Raw genomic sequence first — 20,774 nt, forward strand, 5'->3', positions numbered from 1 at the left:
ATACGCAGTTGCCGCTAGAGGTACGCTTGACCTCGGGCGGCTCGCTCGCGCTTGTGCATCAGCCTGCACGCCCGTAATCGCATCCAGTGCGTTTGTGCTACTGCGCAATGAATGCACTACACGCGGCTCAGAGCCCCGCCGCTGTGCGCGACGCGCACAGCCTCGGGTGCAATGGCGCATCGGTCGGCCAATTGCCTGATGGAGCGGATGAACGGCTGCGTGCCGAGCGCATAGATTCTGAGGCCAATGGCAGCCCTGCACATCGCGTGCTCGAGTGCCCAGAGCAGGTCGGACTCGTCATCGAACCAGCGCGCCACGGCCGACGGCAACGCATGCGTCGCGCCGGCGCCAGCGTGGGCCATGTATTTATCCACGCACCATACCTCGAGGTGAGCAAGGCCTGCCAATGCGGCGAGCGCGTCCGCCCGATCCTCGCCGGTGGCTTCTGAAGTGACGAACCAGTGTCGGGTGCCATGCAGATCCGGCTCTAGCGGGTAATGCTCGGGGCGGCCTTGGTGGTAACCGTAAGTCATGTTGAGGTCTCCCAAACTTGCCTCTTGATCAACTGATCGATCAGGCAGCACGGACGTGGAGCGGCCGGGCGCTTTTGAAAGTCACTGGCCGAACACAGCATCGCCGCGAACCGGGACATTATCAATGCCCAGCAAGAGGTAATCCGGGGATCAGGTGATTCCGGGAGATAGCAATGGCTGTCCGACCAGCATCCAGCGAGAGAACGCGCGGTCCGGCGCTTGATTTCGCCGAGACTCGAATGTCGCCGCATGCCCTCGCGTGATGTCGGGTACTACCCACCTGGTGGTATCTCCACAAGGGAGTTGCCATGCATTTGTTCGAAACTGACACTGACACGGTCATCCGCTTCTTCGATCAAACGGTGCCTTTCCAAATGAAACGATCTGACACGCGAAGCCTTGTCGAGGATGTCGGGAAAAAGTGCGGAGTAGTGGCAGCACTGGCGTTATATGACCACAGCATCCAATGCGGGCATAGAAAAATCGCTTTGCTCCGGTACATGGACGCCAGAGACCTGGCCGCGCCGCTTACGGAACGGCACCACACTTACGCACAAACGGTTGCAGAGTCGCTAAGCGACGGCGAAATCGAATCCATCCTGAAACAAGCTGTTGAGCGGAGCAGGCAACGGCGGTGTGCAGCGGCGAAAAATGCGATTGGAGAAAACGGGCAAGTGCTTTGAAACTGGCCCAGTGTCATAGGGCATAGGTTGAGCCCCCATTCATCCCGTCGCGACGAACGTCAGGCAGACGAATCGTAGTACGCCGGCGGGGTCATGGGAAACCAAGGGTCATCGTCATCTGCCGTTGGAGATGGGCTGTCTCCGCAACGGTCGGTCAGGGTGGCGATGTTTGCGGCCTCGACTTGTTCAGGAAGTCGAGGTCATTTTTTTAGCGCATTGTTTTCTGTACGCTGTACGCGCCGGGCTTCAGTGTGGAACGCCAGCGGCTATCCGGCACTAGTCCGCGTTTTCGGGTGACGCGATAGCCGCCTCAGTAAAGCACTGGTAACGATGGAATTACACTTTAGTAGACTCGCTACTGACGCGGATCGATTACTTCCAGTCAGGCCGCTGTAACGTCAATCCATGCTGCCCCTTGTAAGCCGCCACAGGTGGCTGCGACCATCCGGCGAGCAATTGCGGCGCGACGCGATAAACGTCGACGCCAAGCGGCCGACACACTTCGAGCGGATCACGCGCATCGGGGCCCCACATCGGCAACGAAAGATCGCCCCCCGGACATGTCGACAACGCGCACAGCAAATCGATCTCTGCGAAGAACTCCAGATAATCGCCCTTTTTTGCGGGACATGCCTTCATGAAGTACTTGTCCTCGAGATTCAATCCGGTGCACTGGAATACGTTCAGCACATCGTGGACGTCGTACTCTGTCAGGCCATACGGCGCGATGGCGCGCGTCAGGTTCGAATGGCAATGGAAATGGAAGTCTTCCCCTGTCAGCATGCGATTCACGTACGGATCGCAACGCGTGCCCAGCAGATCATGCACGCGTCCCCCGTGCTCGTCGATACCATAATTCGCGAGGCTGTCGTCGGTGATCGTCACCATTGGGCGCAGGAACGGCAGCGTCGACCACAACCGGTCGAACGTGCTCACATGAGCCGCCTGAAGCTGACGCGTGCGCGACGCCCACATCCGTTCGCGCGGATTGTGCTGGTTCCAGATATTGAGGTCCGCAACCTGCGGTCCTTCGATCGTCACAATGCGGAACACGTGGCCTGCGGGCACGGTCCACGCCCGGCCCGAGCGGATCGGAACGACGATCGACTCGACCAGCTCGCGGCTACTCTGTTCGGCCGCGATGCGTCTATAGAAATCCTTGTCGACATCGAGCGCGGAACCTGTTGTCGATTGATACGCGGCAGGGTAGTTCAACATGAGGTCGCTCCTTGAAAAAACGGTCTATGTGCGCAGATTGGCGCGGCGCGGCTTATGGCAACTGGTCGATGTGACAGGTCATCCTACTACCCGTCCATGCGCATGTCCTCGCAGCGGCTTGCGATGCGCGGCGCGCCGCCACGGCGCGCGGTCGCAATCCCGGACATGGCACGTTTTCAAGGCCCACGCGGTGTCTGATCACGGGGTGCGGCTGACATCTGGACCACCGGCATGCGAAGTTGTATGTTTTGAATCGGGAGCCGTCGAATCCGCCCGCGTTCCTCGCAGGCACGTCACGCTCTCGTATCGCATTGCGGGGCCCGGAAAAATGATGGCACGCACGCGGATTCTCTCGTTGCTCGCGCTCTGCATCGCCGCGACATGCCTGGTAGCCGGCGCAGCGCTGCTGGTCGAATTTCTGGTCGTCAACCGGGCGGTGAGCGACTTCAGTCTGGACGAGCTGCGTGAACAGGCGCGCATCGCACAAGACGGGCGAATTACGCTCGACGAGCGCCTCAATCCCGCCTACCTGAAGCGCTACGATCTGGACCCGCGCCAATACACGGACAGTCAGGGCCACTTTTCGCCGACAGGCGCGGACTGGCAGCGATGGCGGCTTCGGACCAAAGCGGCCGCGACGGTAATGTGGCTCGGCCACGACCCGCCCGGCACCTGGTGGATGCTGCTGCAGATCAAATGCATCGATCGCTTCCCCGAAGCACACGCCGCCAGCGAGCCGATCGTCGACGTGGCGGACGCATGCCTGGGTCAGCCACACTGACTGGCGCGAAGCTCAGCGACAGCCCCCGGTTCCGTCATCGTCGCGCGAAACCGGCGCGCGCCTCGCCTGTCACGCCGCTGCCGACGCACTGCCGCCGAGATACGCGGTGCGAACCCGGCTGTCCTGCGCCAGTTCCCGCGACGCACCCGACAGCGCCACGCTGCCGCTTTCGAGCACATAGGCGCGGTGCGCGATGCGAAGAGCCTGCCTCACGTTCTGCTCGACAAGGAGCACCGAAGTGCCTTCCGTGCAAATGTCGGCGATCATGCCGAAGATCGCGCGCACCAGTTTTGGCGCGAGTCCCATCGAGGGTTCGTCGAGCAACACCAGTTTCGGCTTGAGCATCAACGCGCGCGCGATGGCGACCATCTGCTGTTCGCCGCCGCTGAGCGTGCCGGCCAACTGGCTGCGACGCTCGCGAAGCCGCGGGAATGTTTCGTAGAGTCCTGCAATCCGGCGTTCGAGCGCAGCCGCGTCGCGCCGCAACAGGTAGCCGCCAAGCCGCAGATTCTCTTCGACTGTCAACGCCCCGAACATCCGCCGTCCTTCCGGCACGTGCCCAATGCCGAGCGCAACGATCTGATGCGCCTGCAGCCCCGTCAGCGGCCGTCCGGCGAGCGCGATCCGTCCGGCGCGCGAGCGGACGAGCCCTGAGATCGTTCTGAGCGTCGTGGTCTTGCCGGCGCCATTGGCGCCGAGCAACGCGACGATTTCGCCCGGCTGGACATCGAGCGAGATGCCATGCAGCGCCTCGATGTTGCCGTAGCTCACGCGCAGATCGCGAACCTCTAGGAGTTCCACACTGACTTCTCCCCATTGGCGACATCGTCGGCCGCGTCGTCTTCTTCGGCCGTGCCCAGATAGGCGTCGATCACCCGTTGATCGCTCTGGATCTGCGCCGGCGGCCCTTCAGCGATGATCACGCCATGATCCATCACGATGATCCGGTCCGACACCCCCATCACCAGCGTCATGTCGTGTTCGATCAGCAACACCGTGATGCCCAGCGCGCGGATGCGCCGGATCAGGTCCATCAACGCGTGCTTTTCGGTCGGATTCATTCCGGCCGCGGGCTCGTCCAGCAGCAGGAGGCGCGGATTGCTGGCCAGCGCGCGTGCAATTTCCAGCCGCCGCTGATCCCCGTAGGGCAAATCGGCCGCGTACTCGCTGGCGCGCCCGGCAAGCCCGACCATCGCGAGCCAGCGCATGCCTTGCGCCTCGTGTTCGGCCGCTTCGGAATGTGCGGACGGCGTGCCCAGCAGTTCGGCGACGAGCGGCGTGTGCAGCCGGTGGTCCATGCCCGTCAGTACGTTCTCGAATGCGCTCATGTGTCCAAAGAGGCGAATGCCCTGAAACGTACGGGCGATGCCGCTATGCACGTTGCGGTGCGGCGCGCCGCCACCGAGGGGAGATCCGCACCAGAAGATGCGTCCCGCGCTCGCGCGGATCACGCCCGTCAGGCAGTTGAAAACGGTCGTCTTGCCAGCGCCGTTCGGGCCAATCAGCGCGAGAATCTCGCCGCTGCGAACGACGAAGCCGATTCCGCCGATGGCCAGCACGCCGCCGAAACGGCACATCAGGTCCCGAACTTCGAGCAGCGGCTGGTCGTCCCCAGCATTGACCGCCGGCGCGGGTGAAGACGGCACGCCGGCCAGATCGGCGCGCGGCATCGCGCGTTTCGTGCGGACGGGCCACAGGCCCTGCGGCCGCAGCAACATCAGGATCACCAGTGCGACAGCGAATCCGAAGATGCGCCAGAGGTTCAGAAAACGCAGCAATTCCGGCACGCCCGCGACGATAACCGCGCCGACAATCACTCCGGGAATGCTGCCGCGCCCGCCGAGCACGACGATGATGAGAATCGTCACCGACTGCAGATAGGTGAAGCCAGTAGGATCGATGGTGCCGAAGCGCGCGGCGAACAGGCTGCCCCCTATCCCGCCGATCAGCGCACCCATCACGTACGCGAGCAGCTTGACACGCAATGTCGGCACGCCGACCGCCTCCGCTGCCGCTTCGTCCTCGCGAATGCTCGTCCATGCGCGTCCGAGCCGCGACTGGCCTAGCCGGATCGCGAACACCAGCACGACGATAAAGAACGCCATGCCCAGCTCGTAGACGGCGTGCGGCGAGCTGATTTCATAGCCGAACAGACTGGGGCTCTCGATGCCGTAGATGCCGTTCGGCCCGCCCGTAATCTCCAGATTGGTCGCGACGATGCGGGTGATCTCGCCGAAGCCGAGCGTGACGATCGCCAGATAGTCGCTGCGCAAGCGCAGTGTCGGGTAGCCGATCACGATCCCTGACACGCCGGCAATCGCGAGGCTGAACGGCAGTGTCTCCCAGAACGAGAAATGCAGCTGCGTTTCGAGCAGTGCCGTCGTATAGGCCCCGATCGCGAAGAACGCCGCATAGCCAAGATCCAGCAGTCCCGCATAGCCAACGACAATGTTCAGCCCGAGACCGAGGATCGAGTACGTGATGATCGTAAGCGCGACGTTCACGACATAGCCGCTCGCGAACGCGGGCAGCGCGACGGCGGCCGCCAGCAGGCCGATGACGGCAAGCACGGGCCAACGCGGCGGGAAAGCCAGTGCGCGCATGGGCTACATCCTTTCGACGACGCGTTCGCCGAAGAGGCCCGTCGGCTTGATCACGAGCACGGCGATCAGCACGCCGAACACGAATACGTCGGTCCACTGCGAGGACACGTAGCCGGCACCGAATGCCTCCAGCAGCCCGATCAGAAAGCCGCCCGCCATCGCGCCCGGAATGTTGCCGATTCCGCCCAGAACCGCCGCGGTAAACGCGCGGAGGCCGAGCACGAAGCCCATGAAAAAGTTGATCTGCGTGTAAAAGAGACCCTCCATCACGCCCGCGACGGCGGCGAGCACCGAGCCAATGAAGAAGGTAAGCTGGATCAGCCGTTCGACATCGATGCCCATCAGGCGCGCCGCATCCTGATCGATGGCGAGCGCGCGCATCGCGGTGCCGAGGAACGTGTGATGGACGAAAAAATAGAGACCCAGCATCAGCGCGAAGCTGGCGACGATGATGCCGATCTGCGCAAACGTGATCTGCACTTCGTGCAGATTCAGCCCCGCCTGGGTGAGCAGGTGCGGATAGGTCCTGAAGCCCGCGCCATAGGTCAGCAGCACGGCGTTTTCGAGCACCAGCGAGATGCCCAGCGCGGTAATCAGAATCGACAGCCGCGGTGCGCGCAGCAACGGCTGATAGGCGACACGCGCGATGGCGACGCCGAGCCCCCCCGTCACCACCGTCGACGCCGCGAAGGCAGCGGCCAGCGCGAACGCGAGCGGCAGATGCGCGCTCGCGAGCGTCGCGAGGCTCGTCCATCCGACGAACGCGCCGACCATGAACAGGTCGCCGTGCGCAAAATTGATCAGCCGGATGATGCCGTAGACCATCGTGTACCCGAGGGCCACGAGCGCATAGAACGAGCCGATTGTCAGCCCTTCGACTACGAACTGGAAAAAGGTGCTCATGGCCGCAACGGATACGCCGCCGTGCCTACTTCATTGCCACCCATTTGCCCGCCGCGTCCTGTCGCTGATAAGCCGCGAACTGGTCGTTGCGCACGATGATCGTGATATAGACCGCGAGGCTGCGGTCGCCTTTCGGATTGAACCCGATCGTCCCCGTCATCCCCGAATAGTCCTTGACCTTGTGGAGCGCTGCAACGATCGCCGCCGGACTCGTCGATTTCGCATCGGCGATCGCTTTTGCCGTCACGCCGACTGCATCGTATTCGTAGACGGAATACGGTCCCGGGGCCTGGCCGTAGGCCTTGGTGTAGTCGTCAACGTAGCCGTGGGCGCCCGAGAGGAATTGCGCCAGCGGAGAGGTAGTGATGATCATGCCGTCGGCCGCCGGGCCGGCCGTTTTCATCAGCGTGGGGTCGTTGGTGGCATCGCCGCCCATGAGGGTCATCTTCAGGCCCAGTTGCCGCGCCTCCTTGACGATCAGTCCTGCTTCGGAGAAGTAGCCGGTGTAGTAGATGACGTCAGGCTTTAGCGACGCGACCTTGGTGAGCGTCGGCGAGTAGTCCATCTGGCCCGGCGTAATCGAGTCGTTGTATACGACGTCGACGCCATCTTTCTTCAGCGCGTCGACCGTGTTCTGAGCGAGGCCCTTCGAATAGGTTGTGTTGTCATCGATGACGGCTGCGCGCTTCGCGTGGAGCGAATTCTTGATGAAGCTGGCCGCGAACGGGCCCTGTTGATCGTCGCGACCAATGGTGCGGAACACGTTGTTGTAGCCCATTTCGGTGAGCTTCGGATTGGTCGACGCATCCAGTACATAGGGAATGCCGGCCCGATGGAACGTCGTCAGCTCGGGAAGCGCAGCGCTGGAGCAGTACCCGCCAGCCACCGCGACCACGCCCGCGTCGACCAGTTTCTGCGCAGCCTGCACAGCCGTTTGCGCGTCACAGGCGTCGTCCTCCGGCACCAGTTCGATCTGCTTGCCGAGCACGCCGCCCGCCGCGTTGATTTTTGCGGCAGCCAGCTTGGCGCCGTTGACGATGTCGGTGCCGGCATTGGCGCTGCTGCCCGAAAGCGGCACGGGCACGCCGATCTTGATGGTCTGGCTCTGCGCCGCCTGTGGGACGAGCGCGGAGAATGTCGCGAGTCCGACAACCGCAGCGCTGAGGGATTGCCGCAGAATGCCAGCGGCGTCGGGCGTGCCATTGTTATGAATATTCATGTTCGTGGCTCCTGACTGTGAGTCCGACCGGACCATCCCGCGAGGCGGGTAAGCCAGCGGTCAGTTAGCGGAACGTAATGGATCGTTACGTAGGGTGTGGCGCGAGCCTGTTGTGCAGATTTCGCGCAGTGCGGGCACAAGAATGCCTCCTCCATGATAGAACTCGAAGAACGCCTGACCGTTATAGGGTATGCGCGTATAAATCCCCCGTAAAAGCGGCGACCGGCTAATATTTTGTCAATGACAGCAGGGGGGCGCGCATGACGAGCATCGTGCTTGGCGCCGGCATCGCGGGCGTCACCACGGCGTACTACCTCGCGATGGACGGTCGCGCCGTCACCGTGCTCGATCGCCGCCCAGGTGTTGCGCTCGAAACCAGTTTTGCAAATGCCGGGCTCGTCGCGCCGGGACATTCGTACACCTGGGCTTCGCCGCGCGCACCGAAGATCCTGTTGAAATCGCTGTTCGTCGAAGGACAGGCGCTTCGCCTGCGCCTGAGCGCCGATCCCCACATGTGGGCCTGGTGCGCGCTGTTCCTGCGCAACTGCACCGCGACGCGGTCGCGCGAAAACACCACGCGGAAGGTACGGCTGTGCCGATACGCACAAGATCAGCTGCAGCAGGTGACCGCAAGGGAGCAACTGCAGTACGACGGGACCCGCCGTGGCCTGCTGTATCTCTATCGTGACGCCGCGTCGTTCGAACGCGGCCGCGCCAACATGTCGATCCTCGTCGACAATGGCCTGCCGCTCGAAACGCTGGACGCCGCGCAAGCCGTCGCGCGCGAACCGGCGCTCGAGCACGCGCGCGACAGGATTGCCGGCGCGATCTACTGCCCCACTGACGAGAGCGGCGATGCGTATCAGTTCACCCGCGAACTGCAGAAAGTCTGCGAGCGGCTTGGCGTACGTTTCATGTTCGACACCCCGATCAGCCGCATCGAAACGGAGGGCAATGCAATAACGGGTGTCCGCACGCCAGCGGGCCTGATCGCCGGGGACGACTACGTGCTCGCGCTCGGCTCGTATTCGCCGATTCTTGCGCGCCCGCTCGGTTACAGGCTGGCCATCTATCCCGTCAAGGGCTACTCGGCAACGTTTCCGGCCGGACGGGAACACCGCCCCCCGCAGATCGGTGGCGTGGATGAAAACCATCTCGTTGCGTGGGCGCGCTTCGGCGCGCGGCTGCGCTTTACCGCGACGGCTGAATTTGCTGGCTATGACACACGCCACACGCCCTCTGACTTCGCGCCGATACTGCAAGCGGCGCGCGAGCTGTTTCCCGACGGCGCGGACTACACGAAGCCGAGCTATTGGGCCGGGCTGCGTCCGATGACGCCTGAAGGCACCCCGCTGATCGGCCGGACGCGCCACCGCAATCTGTTTCTGAACACGGGCCACGGCCACATGGGATGGACGATGTCTTGCGGCACCGCAAAACTGCTCGCCGACATCATGGCGGGACGCACACCCGAGCTGGGCCTGACAGGGATGACGATCAAATGAGCACGATCTCATTGCAGCACGACGCCTACACGAAGCTCGATTTCGCACTCGACAACGGAATCGCGAATCGCGCGGCGATCGGCCTCATCGTGCTGGCAACCGACCACACGATCGAACACGAATGGCGTCAACTGCTGCGGCAGGATGGCGTCGCCTTCTATGAAAGCCGCTTGCAGAACTCGCCGGATATCACACCCGCCCGGCTAGCGGAAATCGAGTCACGCATCGCGCCCGCAGTCGAATTGCTCCTGCCAGGCGAGCGGCTCGATGTCGTGGCGTTCGGCTGCACGTCCGCGTCCATGGTGATCGGCGAGGAGCCCGTGTTTGCCCGCATACGCGAGGCGCGTCCCGGCATCGCCTGCACGACGCCGATCACGGCTGCCGTCGCGGCGCTTGCCGCGCTACAGGTGCGGCGTGTCGCATTGCTGACGCCGTATATCCGGTCCATCAACGACTTCATGCGCGACTACATCGAGGCACGCGGGATCGCCGTGACCCGCATCGCGTCGTTCGAGCACGCGGACGATAACGAGGTTGCCCGTATCGATGCCCCTTCGCTTCGCGCGGCGATCGAACAACTGGCGCGCCACGCCGATGCGGACGCGGTGTTCGTATCCTGCACGAGCCTGCGTGTCGCTGCGTTGATTCCGGAATTGGAGGCGCCGACAGGCAAGCCCGTCATATCGAGCAACTTCGCGATGGCCTGGCACGCGTTACGGCTTGCTGGCGTATGCGATAGCGAGCCGCAACTCGGGCAGTTATTTGCGCTGTAGCAATGGGCCGATGCTCTAACAGGCTTGTAGCGGACGAGCAGCCGGGGTGACGGCCAGGTGAGTAGTCACCGTTTCGATATTGATTCGGACGACACGATTTTGTTAGCGGCTACGAACGCCCGCGCATGCGACTTGCGACCTCCGCTGCCGGCGTATTATGTGTGCGCGTTCCGCAGCAACGTTAGTGCGCGCTCGCGCCCCACACTGAAGGCGGCATGCACGTCGACGATGTCGACTCCCGGATGCCTCGACGCCCAGTCGCGGGCCACGGCATCGGACGTGAAGAAATGCACGTGACAGCAGAACGCAGCGCGGATATCGGGCGTGTCCTGCGGCAGGATCAGCGACACCGCCGCGCCCGCCGGCTCGACATCGCGTACGGCGTCGGGCGCGACGGTGAGCGTCACTGGCACACCCGTGGCGGCACAGCGCGAGATCACGCGCGCGGTCCGGCCGATCAGCGCAGGGAAAAACAACGTATCAAACGCGCACCAGGTGTACAGATGCAGGCCGTCAATCTCAAACGCATGCGCGGTTTCGCGCAGCGTCAGGCCGTACCCGACGACGTTGCCGTCTTCGTCCCATTCTGTGCTGACGGCTTGTTCGAGTGCCGCGGCCACCCGTTCAGGAGGCCACTGCAGGGCGGCGGCGAGCGTAGCAGGCGCTACCGGTTTCCCCTTCGCGAGTTCGCGTAGCAGCGCGACAAAGAGTTCCGTGAAACCTTCGGTCGGGACCGCCGTCGTCAGACGCTCAACGAGTTCGGTGGTGTAGTGTGCTAGGTCCATCATCGGCGCCTGGTCATCCAGCGCAGCATGAGAGCTGCGTGACGTCCTTTGAGAAAGTCTGCGCGGCAAGCTTGAGTGATTCGACCATCGTGAGGTAGGGAAACAGCTGGTCGCCCAGTTCCTGCACCGTCATCCGCGACCGGATGGCCAGCGCAGCGGCCTGGATGAGCTCGCCCGCCTCGGGGGTCACCGCCTGTACGCCGATGAGCCGGCCCGTCGCCGCTTCGGCGACGAGCTTGACGAAGCCGCGCGTGTCGAAGTTGACGAGCGCGCGCGGCACCTTGTCGAGCGTGAGCACGCGGCTGTCGGTGTCGATGCCGGCGTCGCGCGCCCGCGCCTCGCTGTAACCGACCGTGGCGACCTGCGGGTCGGTAAAGACCACTACCGGCATCGTGTCCAGATCCAGCGTGGCGTCGCCGTCCGTCATGTTGATCGCCGCGCGGGTTCCGGCAGCTGCCGCGACATAGACGAACTGCGGCTGATCAGTGCAGTCGCCAGCGGCATAGATGTGCGGGACGCTCGTGCACATGCGGTTGTCGATCGCAACGGCGCTCCCCGCGCTGACCGCAATGCCGGCTGCATCAAGCGCGAGTCCATCCGTATTGGGCGTGCGCCCGGTGGCGACCAGCAACTGGTCGGCCCGCACCTCACCGTGCGCTGCGGCAAGCGTAAATACGCCTTGCGCGTAGCTCACACGACTGGCCTCGGTGTGCTCGAGCACGTTGATCCCTTCAGCCCGGAAGACGGCCGTCAGCGCCTCACCGATGGCAGGATCGTCATGGAAGAACAGCGTATGGCGCGCGAGGATCGTCACCTGGCTGCCCAGTCGCGCGAAGGCCTGCGCCAGTTCGACAGCGACTGCTGACGAGCCGATGACTGCAAGCCGGGACGGAATCGTGTCGCTTGCCAGCGCCTCGGCCGAGGTCCAGTACGGTGTGTCGCTCAGGCCGGGAATCGGCGGAATGGCCGGACGCGCGCCGGTTGCGATCAGGCAGCGGTCGAACATCACGTCACGCTCGCCCCCGGCGTTCAGCCGCACCACGAGCCTGTGTGCATCCCTGAACCGTGCTGAACCTTGCAGCACCGTGATGGACGGGTTGCCGTCGAGAATCCCCTCGTATTTGGCCTGTCGCAGTTCGTCGACGCGCGCCCGCTGCTGGCCCAGCAGGCGATCGCGCAAGATTGTCGGCGGCGTCGGCGGAAGGCCGTCGTCGAACGGGCTCTCGCGGCGCAGCTGCGCGATGTGGGCCGCGCGGATCATGATTTTCGACGGCACGCAGCCCACATTGACGCAGGTGCCGCCGATGGTGCCGCGCTCGATGAGCGTCACCCGGGCACCCCGCTCGACGGCCTTCAGCGCCGCGGCCATCGCGGCACCTCCGCTGCCAATGACGGCAACCTGTGGCGGCGGCCCGGTGCGCTTGCGGCTCAGGCCCATGCTCCGCCAGCCCATTGCCTCGTCGGACTGGGTGGAGGCTTTTGCCGGGGCATCGTGGTCCAGTACGCGATAACCCAGATTCGTGATGGCATCGGTCAGTATTCCGGCGCTCACGTGTGCGTCCGCGTCGATATCGGCTCGCCCTTGCGACCACGACACGCTCGCCGAGCACACACCCGACGTCTTCTCCAGGGCTTCCCGGATGTGCGTCGCGCATGCGTCGCACGTCATCCCGGCAATCTTGAGGCGGATCATGCGATGGCTCCTTGCTGCTCCTGTTCGGCGTTCATCCCATCAGCCGCGCCTGCCGGGCTCTTCGCAGCCGTCTGGCCCGCAGTGGCGAACCGCCGGCGACACGAAATCCCAGACCGATACGCCGAGCATGAAGCCGAGGCCAACGTAAAGCAGCCGTGCGGTCGGCACGCCATAGAAGCGCATCAACATCGCTGCGGCAAGCACCAGCAACGGCCCGATGACGCCGAGCGCCATGCGATGCCATTGACGGTGACTAAACCAGCCCAGCACATTGGCGAGCAGCGCCAGGACGGCAAACAGGGGGATAAGCGTCGTGATGAACAGGCCCTCCCACTGCGCGAGGAACCCCAGCCCGATAGCCGCGCCGAGCCCCGCGAGGGCGGGAAAGCAGGAAGCACAGCCCATCGCCGAGACGATGCTCCCTAGCAGTCCGGCCTTGTCGGCAATCCTTGTGATCAACACCATGATGTCGCTCCGAAGTGAATGGCATCCCGCTACGGCTTGACGCTGGACGGATAGCCTGCGTCGGCGGTCGGCTGGGTCAGCTTCTGCACGCTGGTTCGGGTGCCATCAAACTTGACACGCGCCTCCCGCTTCTCGAAGGTCACATCGACCTTGCTGACACCGTTAAGCTCGATGATGTAAATTTACTTCCGTACTTATGTACGGAGTCAAGCGGTATGAAAAGCGATATGGAGAACCTGACCATCGGCGCCCTGGCGGCCGCGGCTGATGTCGGCGTGGAAACCATCCGGTTCTATCAGCGCAAGGGGCTGTTGCTCGAGCCGGACAGGCCGTACGGCGGCATCCGGCGCTATGGCGCAGCCGACGTGGCACGGGTCCGGTTCGTAAAATCGGCGCAGCGACTGGGTTTCAGCCTGGAAGAGGTGGCGGAACTGCTCAGGCTCGAAGACGGCACTCACTGCGAGGAAGCGAGCAGGCTGGCCGAACACAAGCTTGACGACATCCATGCAAAACTCGCTGACCTGTCACGCATGGAGTCAGTGTTATCGCGGCTGGTGAGCGCCTGTCATGCCAGTCGGGGTCACGTGTCATGTCCGCTGATTGCCTCGTTGCAAGGGAGATGAAGCTGCCTCGTAGTCCAGCGCAGCCTGGTTTGGGATCGTTGCGCCTGGACCACCAACAATCCATATCTGGCGCGTATTTGGGGCAGCCCGTCGCGGAGCCTGCCGACCTTGTTCAATGCCTTGCAGGCGGAAGCTGAACCCTGCAACGTACTTCATCCGATGCAGTCGTGGCACGAGCAACTAAATGGTGCGTGTCGCTGGTTGCGCGTCACATTTTCAAGCTCACACTTTGGGTTAGATATGACGCGACATTCCTGGTGTTGCTAAACACCATTGCGCAATTGCGCAGCGCACCGCGTATCGCCTGATTGCTGTCCACGAGCGACGTAATTCGAACGCTGGCGCAGATCAAGCGAGCCTCCCCGCCCATTGCAGCGACACGAAAGAACTGATCGAGGTCGCTAATGGGCTGGCCTGTCTAAAACCTGTTTGTGCGCTAACGAACTGAAGAAGACACGTCGTTTCGAAGTCCCGATGGCGAATAGGCATTGCGATCTTGCCTGGAAACGGCAACTTGTCACCGCGCGATCGACTACGCAAGCGTGTGTTCTATATCCAGAATTTACTTCTCCGGTCTGCGAAACAACTGCACTTCTCCCGCGCTTAAGAAGCGCGGGAGCGATAGCGCTACTCGAAGACCCCCTGAATTTACGGGTCGATACTGCAACGTCGCGGATTCACGGTGATCCGTCAGTCTCCGATCCATATTTCCCGGGATATGCCGACGAAAAGAATGTCTGCCGTGCAGAGGGATTCATCTGAATTTGCCGCGGTGAAAGAGCACGGCGATGAGCCAGAAAGCAGCCATCGCGTGTGGGCACAGCAAATGCAACGGTCACAGTACCGGCCGGTAGACGCCACGCAAAGAAAACGGGCAATGCAGTCGGCATGACGACCTGGTGGTCGAGCCAGGTTTGCAAACCGTCGCGGCGCCGCTGGACAGGGCATTGGCGAACGCGTGACAGGGCGGGGTTTTGGCATGCTGCACGATGTTGTCAGAGCGCGAATCGCACGAAATGCGGGGCTTCTTTCATTGCCTGATCCTAGCCAACTCTTCTTGCAGGAAAAAGTCGTGCATGTATGGGTGCTGGACGAGCCTGTCATCGGACAGGCATGTTCGTCACTCGTCCACACGCTTTCGCAGGACGAGCGACAGCACGCACAAGCGTACAGGCATGAAGGCGATCGCAATAACTTTATCGCCCGACGGAGCATGCTCCGCTGGCTGATCGGCGTCTATCTGCGCAGCAGGCCCGAATCGCTGCGCTTCAACGTGACGAGGCACGGCAAGCCCGCGTTGCAGTGGCCACGCGGTACGAGGCTCGCATTCAATGTTTCCCATACTGACGGGCTCGCCCTGCTCGCTTTTGCGTTGAATTGCCGCGTCGGCATCGACGTCGAGCGACAGATTGAAGGCATCGACTTTGCGAACGTCGGACGCGGGATCTTTTCTCCAGTAGAGGAAAGCGTGCTCGCGGCGGCACGACCCGATTCGGCCACGGCCTTCCTTAGCATCTGGACACGAAAAGAAGCTCTGCTCAAGGCGCTCGGCAGCGGCCTTCTGGTCGAGCCAGCCTCCTATACGACAGAAGATGCGCCTGCACTCGGCGAGGGCCGATGGCACGCGTCGAAAAAGGGGACACGCATTGCGGGCTGGACGTGCATGGACCTGGGCCTCGGTCCAGAAGTCCAGGGCGCCTTGGCCGTGTCGCTCGATGACGCATGCGTCACGCTTTGCCGCTGCTCGCCTTCGACCTGGGCAGAGAACTCTTCTTTTGAAACCAATCTGCTTTCAGTTATCTGACACTGCGCAAATCGAATTTCTAATTCAACGCTTCACGAACGGGAGCTAAAGGCGCTACAAAACAGACGCGAAAATTGCATGGGGCTTGTCGTCTTTTCCGCGCGATCTGGCACAAGAAAAATAATTTAGCGCAGGCCTACGGTTTCAGAGACGGGTGCCGATAAGAGCGCTCATAAGTCCCCTGCAGACGAGGCTCCCCATGTCATTCGCATTTGATTTGATCGTTCACCCCACGCCCCGATTCAAGCGTACTTTCGTTATCCTGGCTGGCTGTGCGGGCATACTGGCCAGCCTGTCGATTTGGGGCCGTGTGCCCGCCGATGTACTCGCCGACGCCGACAGAGAAGTCGCACACTACGGCCCCGCGCTAACGGGCTCCGCGTGCCCGGTCGAAGGAGCCGTATCGAGGGACGCTCGCGGTACGTTCCTCATGTGCTGGAAACAGGTTTGGAGCAAGCCGTAGAAGTGACTTTCATATCGCAGCAGCGTCCTCAGAAGGCAAAAAATGACGAACGAAAGACCCGTGGCGATCGCCACTCCGTAACGGACATAAGCGCTAGCGGCTGAACAGCGGCCGCCTGCGATCGCATAAGCACGGCTGCTACTATTGCCGCTGTCGGGCTATCGAAGCACCCGTGGGTGTGAAAACGGGCTTTGCGCAAAAATGCGCTGACGCACTGCTTCGATGTGCCCGTACGACAAGCCATCAAACTCGACAAGGATTCGGGCGGCGTGCGAATCGATCCATACAGCCTGGAGCTGTTCATCTCCGTGGTGCAGGAGGGCTCCATTGCTCGCGCGGCCAGCCGCAATCACATCGCCCCTTCGGCGCTCAGCCGGCGCATCGCGGATCTCGAAACCGCGATGGGCCTTACCTTGCTGATCCGCTCTCCGTCAGGTGTCGAGCTGACGGAGGCCGGCCGTCACGCCTTCGCGCGCGCAGTGTCACTGCATGATCAGTTGCAATCGCTGGCACGCGAGGTACAGTCGCTCAGCGGCGAGGTCGCCGGCATCGTGCGGCTGTATGCGAATGCATCGGCGATCGTCGGCTTCCTGCCCGAGCGGCTGAAGGCGTTTCAGGCCCGCTACCCGCTTGTTCAGATCGCATTGACGGAACAGATCAGCGATGAGGTGATCCGCGCGTGCGTCGACGACCGCGCCGACGTCGGCATCTGCGCGAGCGGCAAGATACCGGGTGGCCTCGATTCGTGGCACTTCGCCGATGATCCGCTGATGGTCGTGCTGCCGCTCGATCATGAACTAGCCTCTCTCGATGCGCCGACGTTCAGCGATGTCATCCGTTTTCCGCTTGTCGCCCTTCAGGCAGGCGGCTCGCTCGATCAGATCATCAACGAGCGCGCCGACGCCATTCGCACGCCGCTCAAGCTGGCCGTGACGGTCAACAGCTTCGACGCGCAGTGCCGGATGGTCGAAGCGGGACTCGGCATTGGCATTGTGCCGACGAGTGCCGCGTCCGCGTTCGCCGGATCGCACGGTTTCGTGCGCCGCCCGCTCGACGAGCCATGGGCGGCACGTCGCAGCCTGCGGGTTCATGCGCTCAGGAAGTCTTCGCGTCTGAAGGCCGTGCAGGCATTGATCGACTCGCTGACGCACGCCGAGGGTTAACGAGGACATCGCGGTTTGCGATGCCCCCTTTGCTCATCGAGCACTTCTTGCCTGTTCGCGCCGCCGTCTAGATTTCCGTTCAAGGAGAAATCGGATGGCGAAACTGGAATTGACGGGCCGGATATTGTTTCTTTGCCAGGACCCGGAACGGGTCGAGCGGCAACTCAACGGCCTCGATCTGACCGAGGCGACAGCGGGCACGCTGAGAGACGACGTCTCGACCGACGAGATCACGCCGATGAGCGTGCTCACCCGCTTCGACGAGCGTCTCGGCCGCTTCCCCTATCTCGGCTTTCGCACGGGAGGACGCAATCCCATCGGCCCCGACGCGATCCGCAACGGCCGTTTCTGCGTGACAGTCGCGGGCAACCGGTACGGCAAAGGATCGTCGCGCGAGCATAGTCCGCTCGCGGAATATCGCGCGGGCATCCGGCTCGTGATCGCGAGGAGCTTCGAACGGATTTATCGTCAGAACGCGGACAACCTCGGACTCTTCACGTCGACCGATTTTGGGCTGATCGAGCGCATCCGGCGCGGCGAGCCGATCGACATCGAGGAACTCGTCGCATCGCGCGACACGCTGTCGGCAGCGATTCTCAGAAGCGGCGGCTTGCTGCGCTATGGCGCGCGGCACATGCGGCATATCGGGGTCGCAGATCGCGCCGTCGATGGCGAGCCGCGCACGCTCGCGCAGAAAATCATCGAGCGCCACGCGCTGCGCACAGAAGGAACGGGCGCATCGCTCGCGCCCGGCTCCGGCGTTTTCGTGCGCGCGGACTGGCGCTTCATCCACGAGTACTACACCGGCATGGCGACACACATGCTGCATGCGACGTTCGGCAAGCCGTTGTCGCTGCATCAGCCGGAAACCATTCTCACCTTCGAAGACCACCTCTCGTATTCGCACAAGAGCGAGCTTCACATCAGAAACGGTCTGCTGCCTGACGTCAACGAACTGTCCGCGGCGCACAGGCAATTCGCTCAAGACCATGGGCTGAAGAATCACGGCTATCTCAGCGAGATCGACGGGCGCTTCAGCGAAGGCTCCGAAGGTATCTCGCACGCGATGATGGCCGAGCGCTACGCGCTGCCCGGCCAGTTGATCGTCGGCACGGATTCGCACACGCCGCATAGCGGCGCGCTCGGGTGCGTGGCGTTCGGCGTCGGCACCACCGATATGGCAAATGCGTTCGTCACCGGCGCAGTGCGCATGACCGTGCCGCAGTCGCTGCGTGTCGATTTCAACGGTTCCATTCCAGCCGGCGTCACGGCGAAGGACCTGGCGCTGCATCTGCTCGCCGACCCGAGAATCCGCGCCGGCGCAGGCGTCGGCAAAGTGTTCGAGTTCGCGGGCTCCGCCATCGCGCAACTGACGACGGATGAACGCACGACGCTGACGAACATGACGGCCGAACTCGGCGGCTTGACCGGCATCGTCGCGCCCGACGAAGAAACCGTGCGCTTTCTCAAGGCGCGGCGCGGCCTCGACTTCGTGATCGAAGCGTGGATGCGCAGCGATGCGGGCGCAAGCTACACCGAGGTGATCGAGATCGACTGTACGGGCATCTCGCCGATGCTCGCCTCACCCGGCGATCCGGGCAACGGCGTCGCGCTGCGCGATCTCGCGGAACGCCCGCGCGTCGATATCGCTTATGGCGGCTCTTGCACCGCCGGCAAGCGCGAAGACTTCGACCACTATCACGAAGTCCTCGCATGGGCTGCCGCGCGTGGCCTGCGCGTCCCGTCGAGCGTGAAGCTGTATCTTCAGTTCGGCACATCGGACGTCAGGGACTACTGCGTGCGGCGCGGCTACATCGAGGCATTCGAGCGAGCGGGTGCCATCCTTCTGCAACCGTCATGCGGGGCCTGCGCCAATTGCGGTCCGGGCGCTTCCGTGGACGCGAGCCAGGTCACGATCAGCGCGATCAACCGCAATTTCCCGGGCCGCTCGGGTCCGGGCCAGGTCTGGCTCGCGAGTCCGCCGACCGTGGTGGCCAGCGCGCTCGCCGGCCATATCGCTTCGTTCGATGAATTGAAGGCGCACGCGCAGCGGGCCTGACGGTTCGCTCGCAAGACATACAACTACGATACTGGAGACAAACATGGCCATGCTGGAGGGCGCGTCACAACTGCGCGCCGCAGATCATCCCGCGCTAGCCGAAACAGCTTCCGCCGTCGACACAGGCGCAATTTCCGCGCGTCTGGACAGGCTGCCTGCAACACGCGCCGTCTGGAAGCTGATCGTGCTACTCAGCCTCGGATTCTTCTTCGAGCTATACGATCTTCTCTTTACCGGCTACGTCGCGCCGGGCCTCGTCAAGAGCGGCATTCTCACGTCGACGACATCAGGCCTGTTCGGCACATCGGGCGTCGCGAGCTTCATCGCCGCGCTCTTTTGCGGACTGTTTCTCGGCACCGTCGCTTGCGGGTTTCTTGCCGACCGTTTCGGCCGCAGAGCGATCTTCACGTGGTCCTTGTTGTGGTACGTAGCGGCCAACACCGTGATGGCCTTCCAGGACACCGCGACCGGCCTGAATTTCTGGCGCTTCGTTTCGGGCATGGGCATCGGCGTCGAGCTGGTGACGATCGGCACCTACATGTCCGAGCTTGCCCCGAAGCATCTGCGTGGCAGGGCTTTCGCCATATGTCAGACACTCGGCTTCTCGGCTGTGCCTGTCGTTGCGTTTCTTTCCTATCTGCTTGTACCGAACGCGCCGTTCGGCGTCGATGGCTGGCGATGGGTCGTGTTGCTCGGCGGTATCAGCGCGCTCTTTATCTGGTACTTCCGGCGCAACCTGCCGGAAAGTCCGCGCTGGCTGGCGAACAAAGGACGGATTCGCGAAGCCGACGAAGTGCTCTCACGTCTCGAAGAAAAAGTCGCGAGCGAGTACGGGCGGCCGCTGCCCGAACCGGGACCGTCCGACCCCGTGCCCCGCAAGGCCGGCTTCGCGGATATGTGGAAACCGCCGTATCGCAAGCGCACAGTGATGCTCATCGTCTTCCACATCTTCCAGACGGTCGGCTTCTATGGCTTCGCGAACTGGGTGCCGACGCTGCTCGTCAAGCAAGGCATCACGGTTACGTCGAGCCTGCTGTACACGACGGTCATCGGCCTCGCGGCGCCGCTCGGGCCACTGCTCGGCTACTGGATTGCCGACCGCTTCGAGCGCAAGCATGTGATCGTCTGCATGGCTGCGCTGAATATCGTCAGCGGCTTGCTGTTCAGCCAGGTGGCGTCGGCGGTCGCGATCGTGACGCTCGGTGTTTTGCTGACGTTGGCCGGCAACATCATCTCGTTCACCTATCACACGTATCAGCAGGAACTCTATCCGACCGCGATCCGCGCACGCGCAGTGGGCTTCGTCTATTCGTGGAGCCGACTCTCGGCCGTATTCAGTTCTTTCGTTATCGCGTTCACGCTGAAGGAATTCGGCGTGACAGGGGTGTTCGTTTTCATCGCGGGCGCAATGACGCTCGTCATCGTCGCGATCGGCCTGATGGGTCCGCGCACGCTCGGCAAATCGCTCGAGAGCATTTCACACTGAGCGGCGCATCGCCGT

18 protein-coding genes are annotated in these 20,774 nt (G+C 62.9%); 9 read left to right on the top strand and 9 right to left on the bottom strand.

What is annotated here, in order from left to right; translation table 11 throughout:
* Positions 1-116 precede the first annotated feature (116 nt).
* The gene (locus tag BN2476_RS32405; RefSeq protein WP_087738275.1) at positions 117-533 is read right to left on the bottom strand and encodes a hypothetical protein; all 417 of its coding nucleotides are present in this window, start codon (positions 531-533) and stop codon (positions 117-119) included.
* 308 nt (positions 534-841) lie between these two features.
* On the opposite strand from BN2476_RS32405, the gene BN2476_RS32410 reads away from it, so the two are divergent.
* Positions 842-1,216: a hypothetical protein gene (locus BN2476_RS32410; protein ID WP_087738276.1), complete on the top strand. Its 375-nt coding sequence runs from the start codon at positions 842-844 to the stop codon at positions 1,214-1,216.
* Between the two features lie 372 nt (positions 1,217-1,588).
* Here the strand turns inward: BN2476_RS32410 and BN2476_RS32415 are convergent, their stop codons facing one another.
* Entirely contained in the window at positions 1,589-2,434 is an 846-nt protein-coding gene (locus BN2476_RS32415) for an urea carboxylase-associated family protein (protein WP_087738277.1), read from the bottom strand.
* Positions 2,435-2,789: 355 nt separating this feature from the next.
* On the opposite strand from BN2476_RS32415, the gene BN2476_RS32420 reads away from it, so the two are divergent.
* A complete protein-coding gene (locus BN2476_RS32420; protein WP_235851059.1) occupies positions 2,790-3,215 on the top strand; it encodes a hypothetical protein in 426 nt (141 codons plus the stop codon).
* A 69-nt stretch (positions 3,216-3,284) separates the two neighbouring features.
* Here BN2476_RS32420 and BN2476_RS32425 read toward each other — a convergent pair whose 3' ends face one another.
* The 4 genes from BN2476_RS32425 to BN2476_RS32440 are packed head-to-tail and all read right to left on the bottom strand — an operon-like array spanning position 3,285 to position 7,940.
* Entirely contained in the window at positions 3,285-4,016 is a 732-nt protein-coding gene (locus BN2476_RS32425; protein WP_087738279.1) for an ABC transporter ATP-binding protein, read from the bottom strand.
* A complete protein-coding gene (locus BN2476_RS32430; protein WP_087738280.1) occupies positions 4,004-5,818 on the bottom strand; it encodes a branched-chain amino acid ABC transporter ATP-binding protein/permease in 1,815 nt (604 codons plus the stop codon). Before BN2476_RS32430 ends, BN2476_RS32425 begins: the two co-directional genes overlap by 13 nt.
* A 3-nt stretch (positions 5,819-5,821) precedes the next feature.
* Positions 5,822-6,721 (bottom strand): branched-chain amino acid ABC transporter permease, encoded by a 900-nt coding sequence (locus tag BN2476_RS32435; RefSeq protein ID WP_087738281.1) that lies wholly within the window; start codon positions 6,719-6,721, stop codon positions 5,822-5,824.
* Between the two features lie 25 nt (positions 6,722-6,746).
* Positions 6,747-7,940 carry a branched-chain amino acid ABC transporter substrate-binding protein gene (locus BN2476_RS32440; protein ID WP_087738282.1) on the bottom strand — a complete coding sequence of 398 codons (1,194 nt, stop codon included), beginning with the start codon at positions 7,938-7,940 and terminating at the stop codon, positions 6,747-6,749.
* A 260-nt stretch (positions 7,941-8,200) separates the two neighbouring features.
* Here BN2476_RS32440 and BN2476_RS32445 point away from each other — a divergent pair, with 260 nt between their 5' ends.
* Entirely contained in the window at positions 8,201-9,445 is a 1,245-nt protein-coding gene (locus BN2476_RS32445) for a D-amino acid dehydrogenase (protein ID WP_087738283.1), read from the top strand.
* Entirely contained in the window at positions 9,442-10,218 is a 777-nt protein-coding gene (locus tag BN2476_RS32450) for a maleate cis-trans isomerase family protein (protein WP_087738284.1), read from the top strand. Before BN2476_RS32445 ends, BN2476_RS32450 begins: the two co-directional genes overlap by 4 nt.
* A gap of 155 nt (positions 10,219-10,373) precedes the next feature.
* On the opposite strand, the gene merB is transcribed toward BN2476_RS32450, so the two are convergent.
* Genes merB through merC form a run of 3 tightly spaced genes read right to left on the bottom strand, consistent with a single transcriptional unit; the run spans position 10,374 to position 13,161 of the window.
* Positions 10,374-11,006 carry an organomercurial lyase MerB gene (gene merB / locus BN2476_RS32455; RefSeq protein WP_235851060.1) on the bottom strand — a complete coding sequence of 211 codons (633 nt, stop codon included), beginning with the start codon at positions 11,004-11,006 and terminating at the stop codon, positions 10,374-10,376.
* Positions 11,007-11,016: 10 nt separating this feature from the next.
* The gene (merA, locus tag BN2476_RS32460; RefSeq protein ID WP_087738286.1) at positions 11,017-12,696 is read right to left on the bottom strand and encodes a mercury(II) reductase; all 1,680 of its coding nucleotides are present in this window, start codon (positions 12,694-12,696) and stop codon (positions 11,017-11,019) included.
* Positions 12,697-12,735: 39 nt separating this feature from the next.
* Positions 12,736-13,161 (bottom strand): organomercurial transporter MerC, encoded by a 426-nt coding sequence (merC, locus tag BN2476_RS32465; protein ID WP_087738287.1) that lies wholly within the window; start codon positions 13,159-13,161, stop codon positions 12,736-12,738.
* 215 nt (positions 13,162-13,376) lie between these two features.
* On the opposite strand from merC, the gene merR reads away from it, so the two are divergent.
* The 5 genes from merR to BN2476_RS32500 all read left to right on the top strand — a co-directional run bounded on the left by merR (position 13,377) and on the right by BN2476_RS32500 (position 20,759).
* Positions 13,377-13,784 carry a mercury resistance transcriptional regulator MerR gene (gene merR / locus BN2476_RS32475; protein ID WP_087738289.1) on the top strand — a complete coding sequence of 136 codons (408 nt, stop codon included), beginning with the start codon at positions 13,377-13,379 and terminating at the stop codon, positions 13,782-13,784.
* Positions 13,785-14,763: 979 nt separating this feature from the next.
* Positions 14,764-15,588, top strand: a complete 825-nt coding sequence (locus BN2476_RS32480) for a 4'-phosphopantetheinyl transferase family protein (RefSeq protein ID WP_087738290.1) — start codon at positions 14,764-14,766, stop codon at positions 15,586-15,588.
* Positions 15,589-16,320: 732 nt separating this feature from the next.
* Positions 16,321-17,214, top strand: a complete 894-nt coding sequence (locus tag BN2476_RS32490; RefSeq protein WP_087738318.1) for a LysR family transcriptional regulator — start codon at positions 16,321-16,323, stop codon at positions 17,212-17,214.
* Positions 17,215-17,308: 94 nt separating this feature from the next.
* Positions 17,309-19,273 (top strand): aconitase family protein, encoded by a 1,965-nt coding sequence (locus tag BN2476_RS32495; protein WP_087738291.1) that lies wholly within the window; start codon positions 17,309-17,311, stop codon positions 19,271-19,273.
* Between the two features lie 43 nt (positions 19,274-19,316).
* On the top strand, positions 19,317-20,759 hold the full coding sequence (locus BN2476_RS32500; protein ID WP_087738292.1) for an MFS transporter: 1,443 nt from the start codon (positions 19,317-19,319) through the stop codon (positions 20,757-20,759).
* Positions 20,760-20,774 lie beyond the last annotated feature (15 nt).

The organism is Paraburkholderia piptadeniae (assembly GCF_900007165.1).
GTDB lineage: Bacteria > Pseudomonadota > Gammaproteobacteria > Burkholderiales > Burkholderiaceae > Paraburkholderia > Paraburkholderia piptadeniae.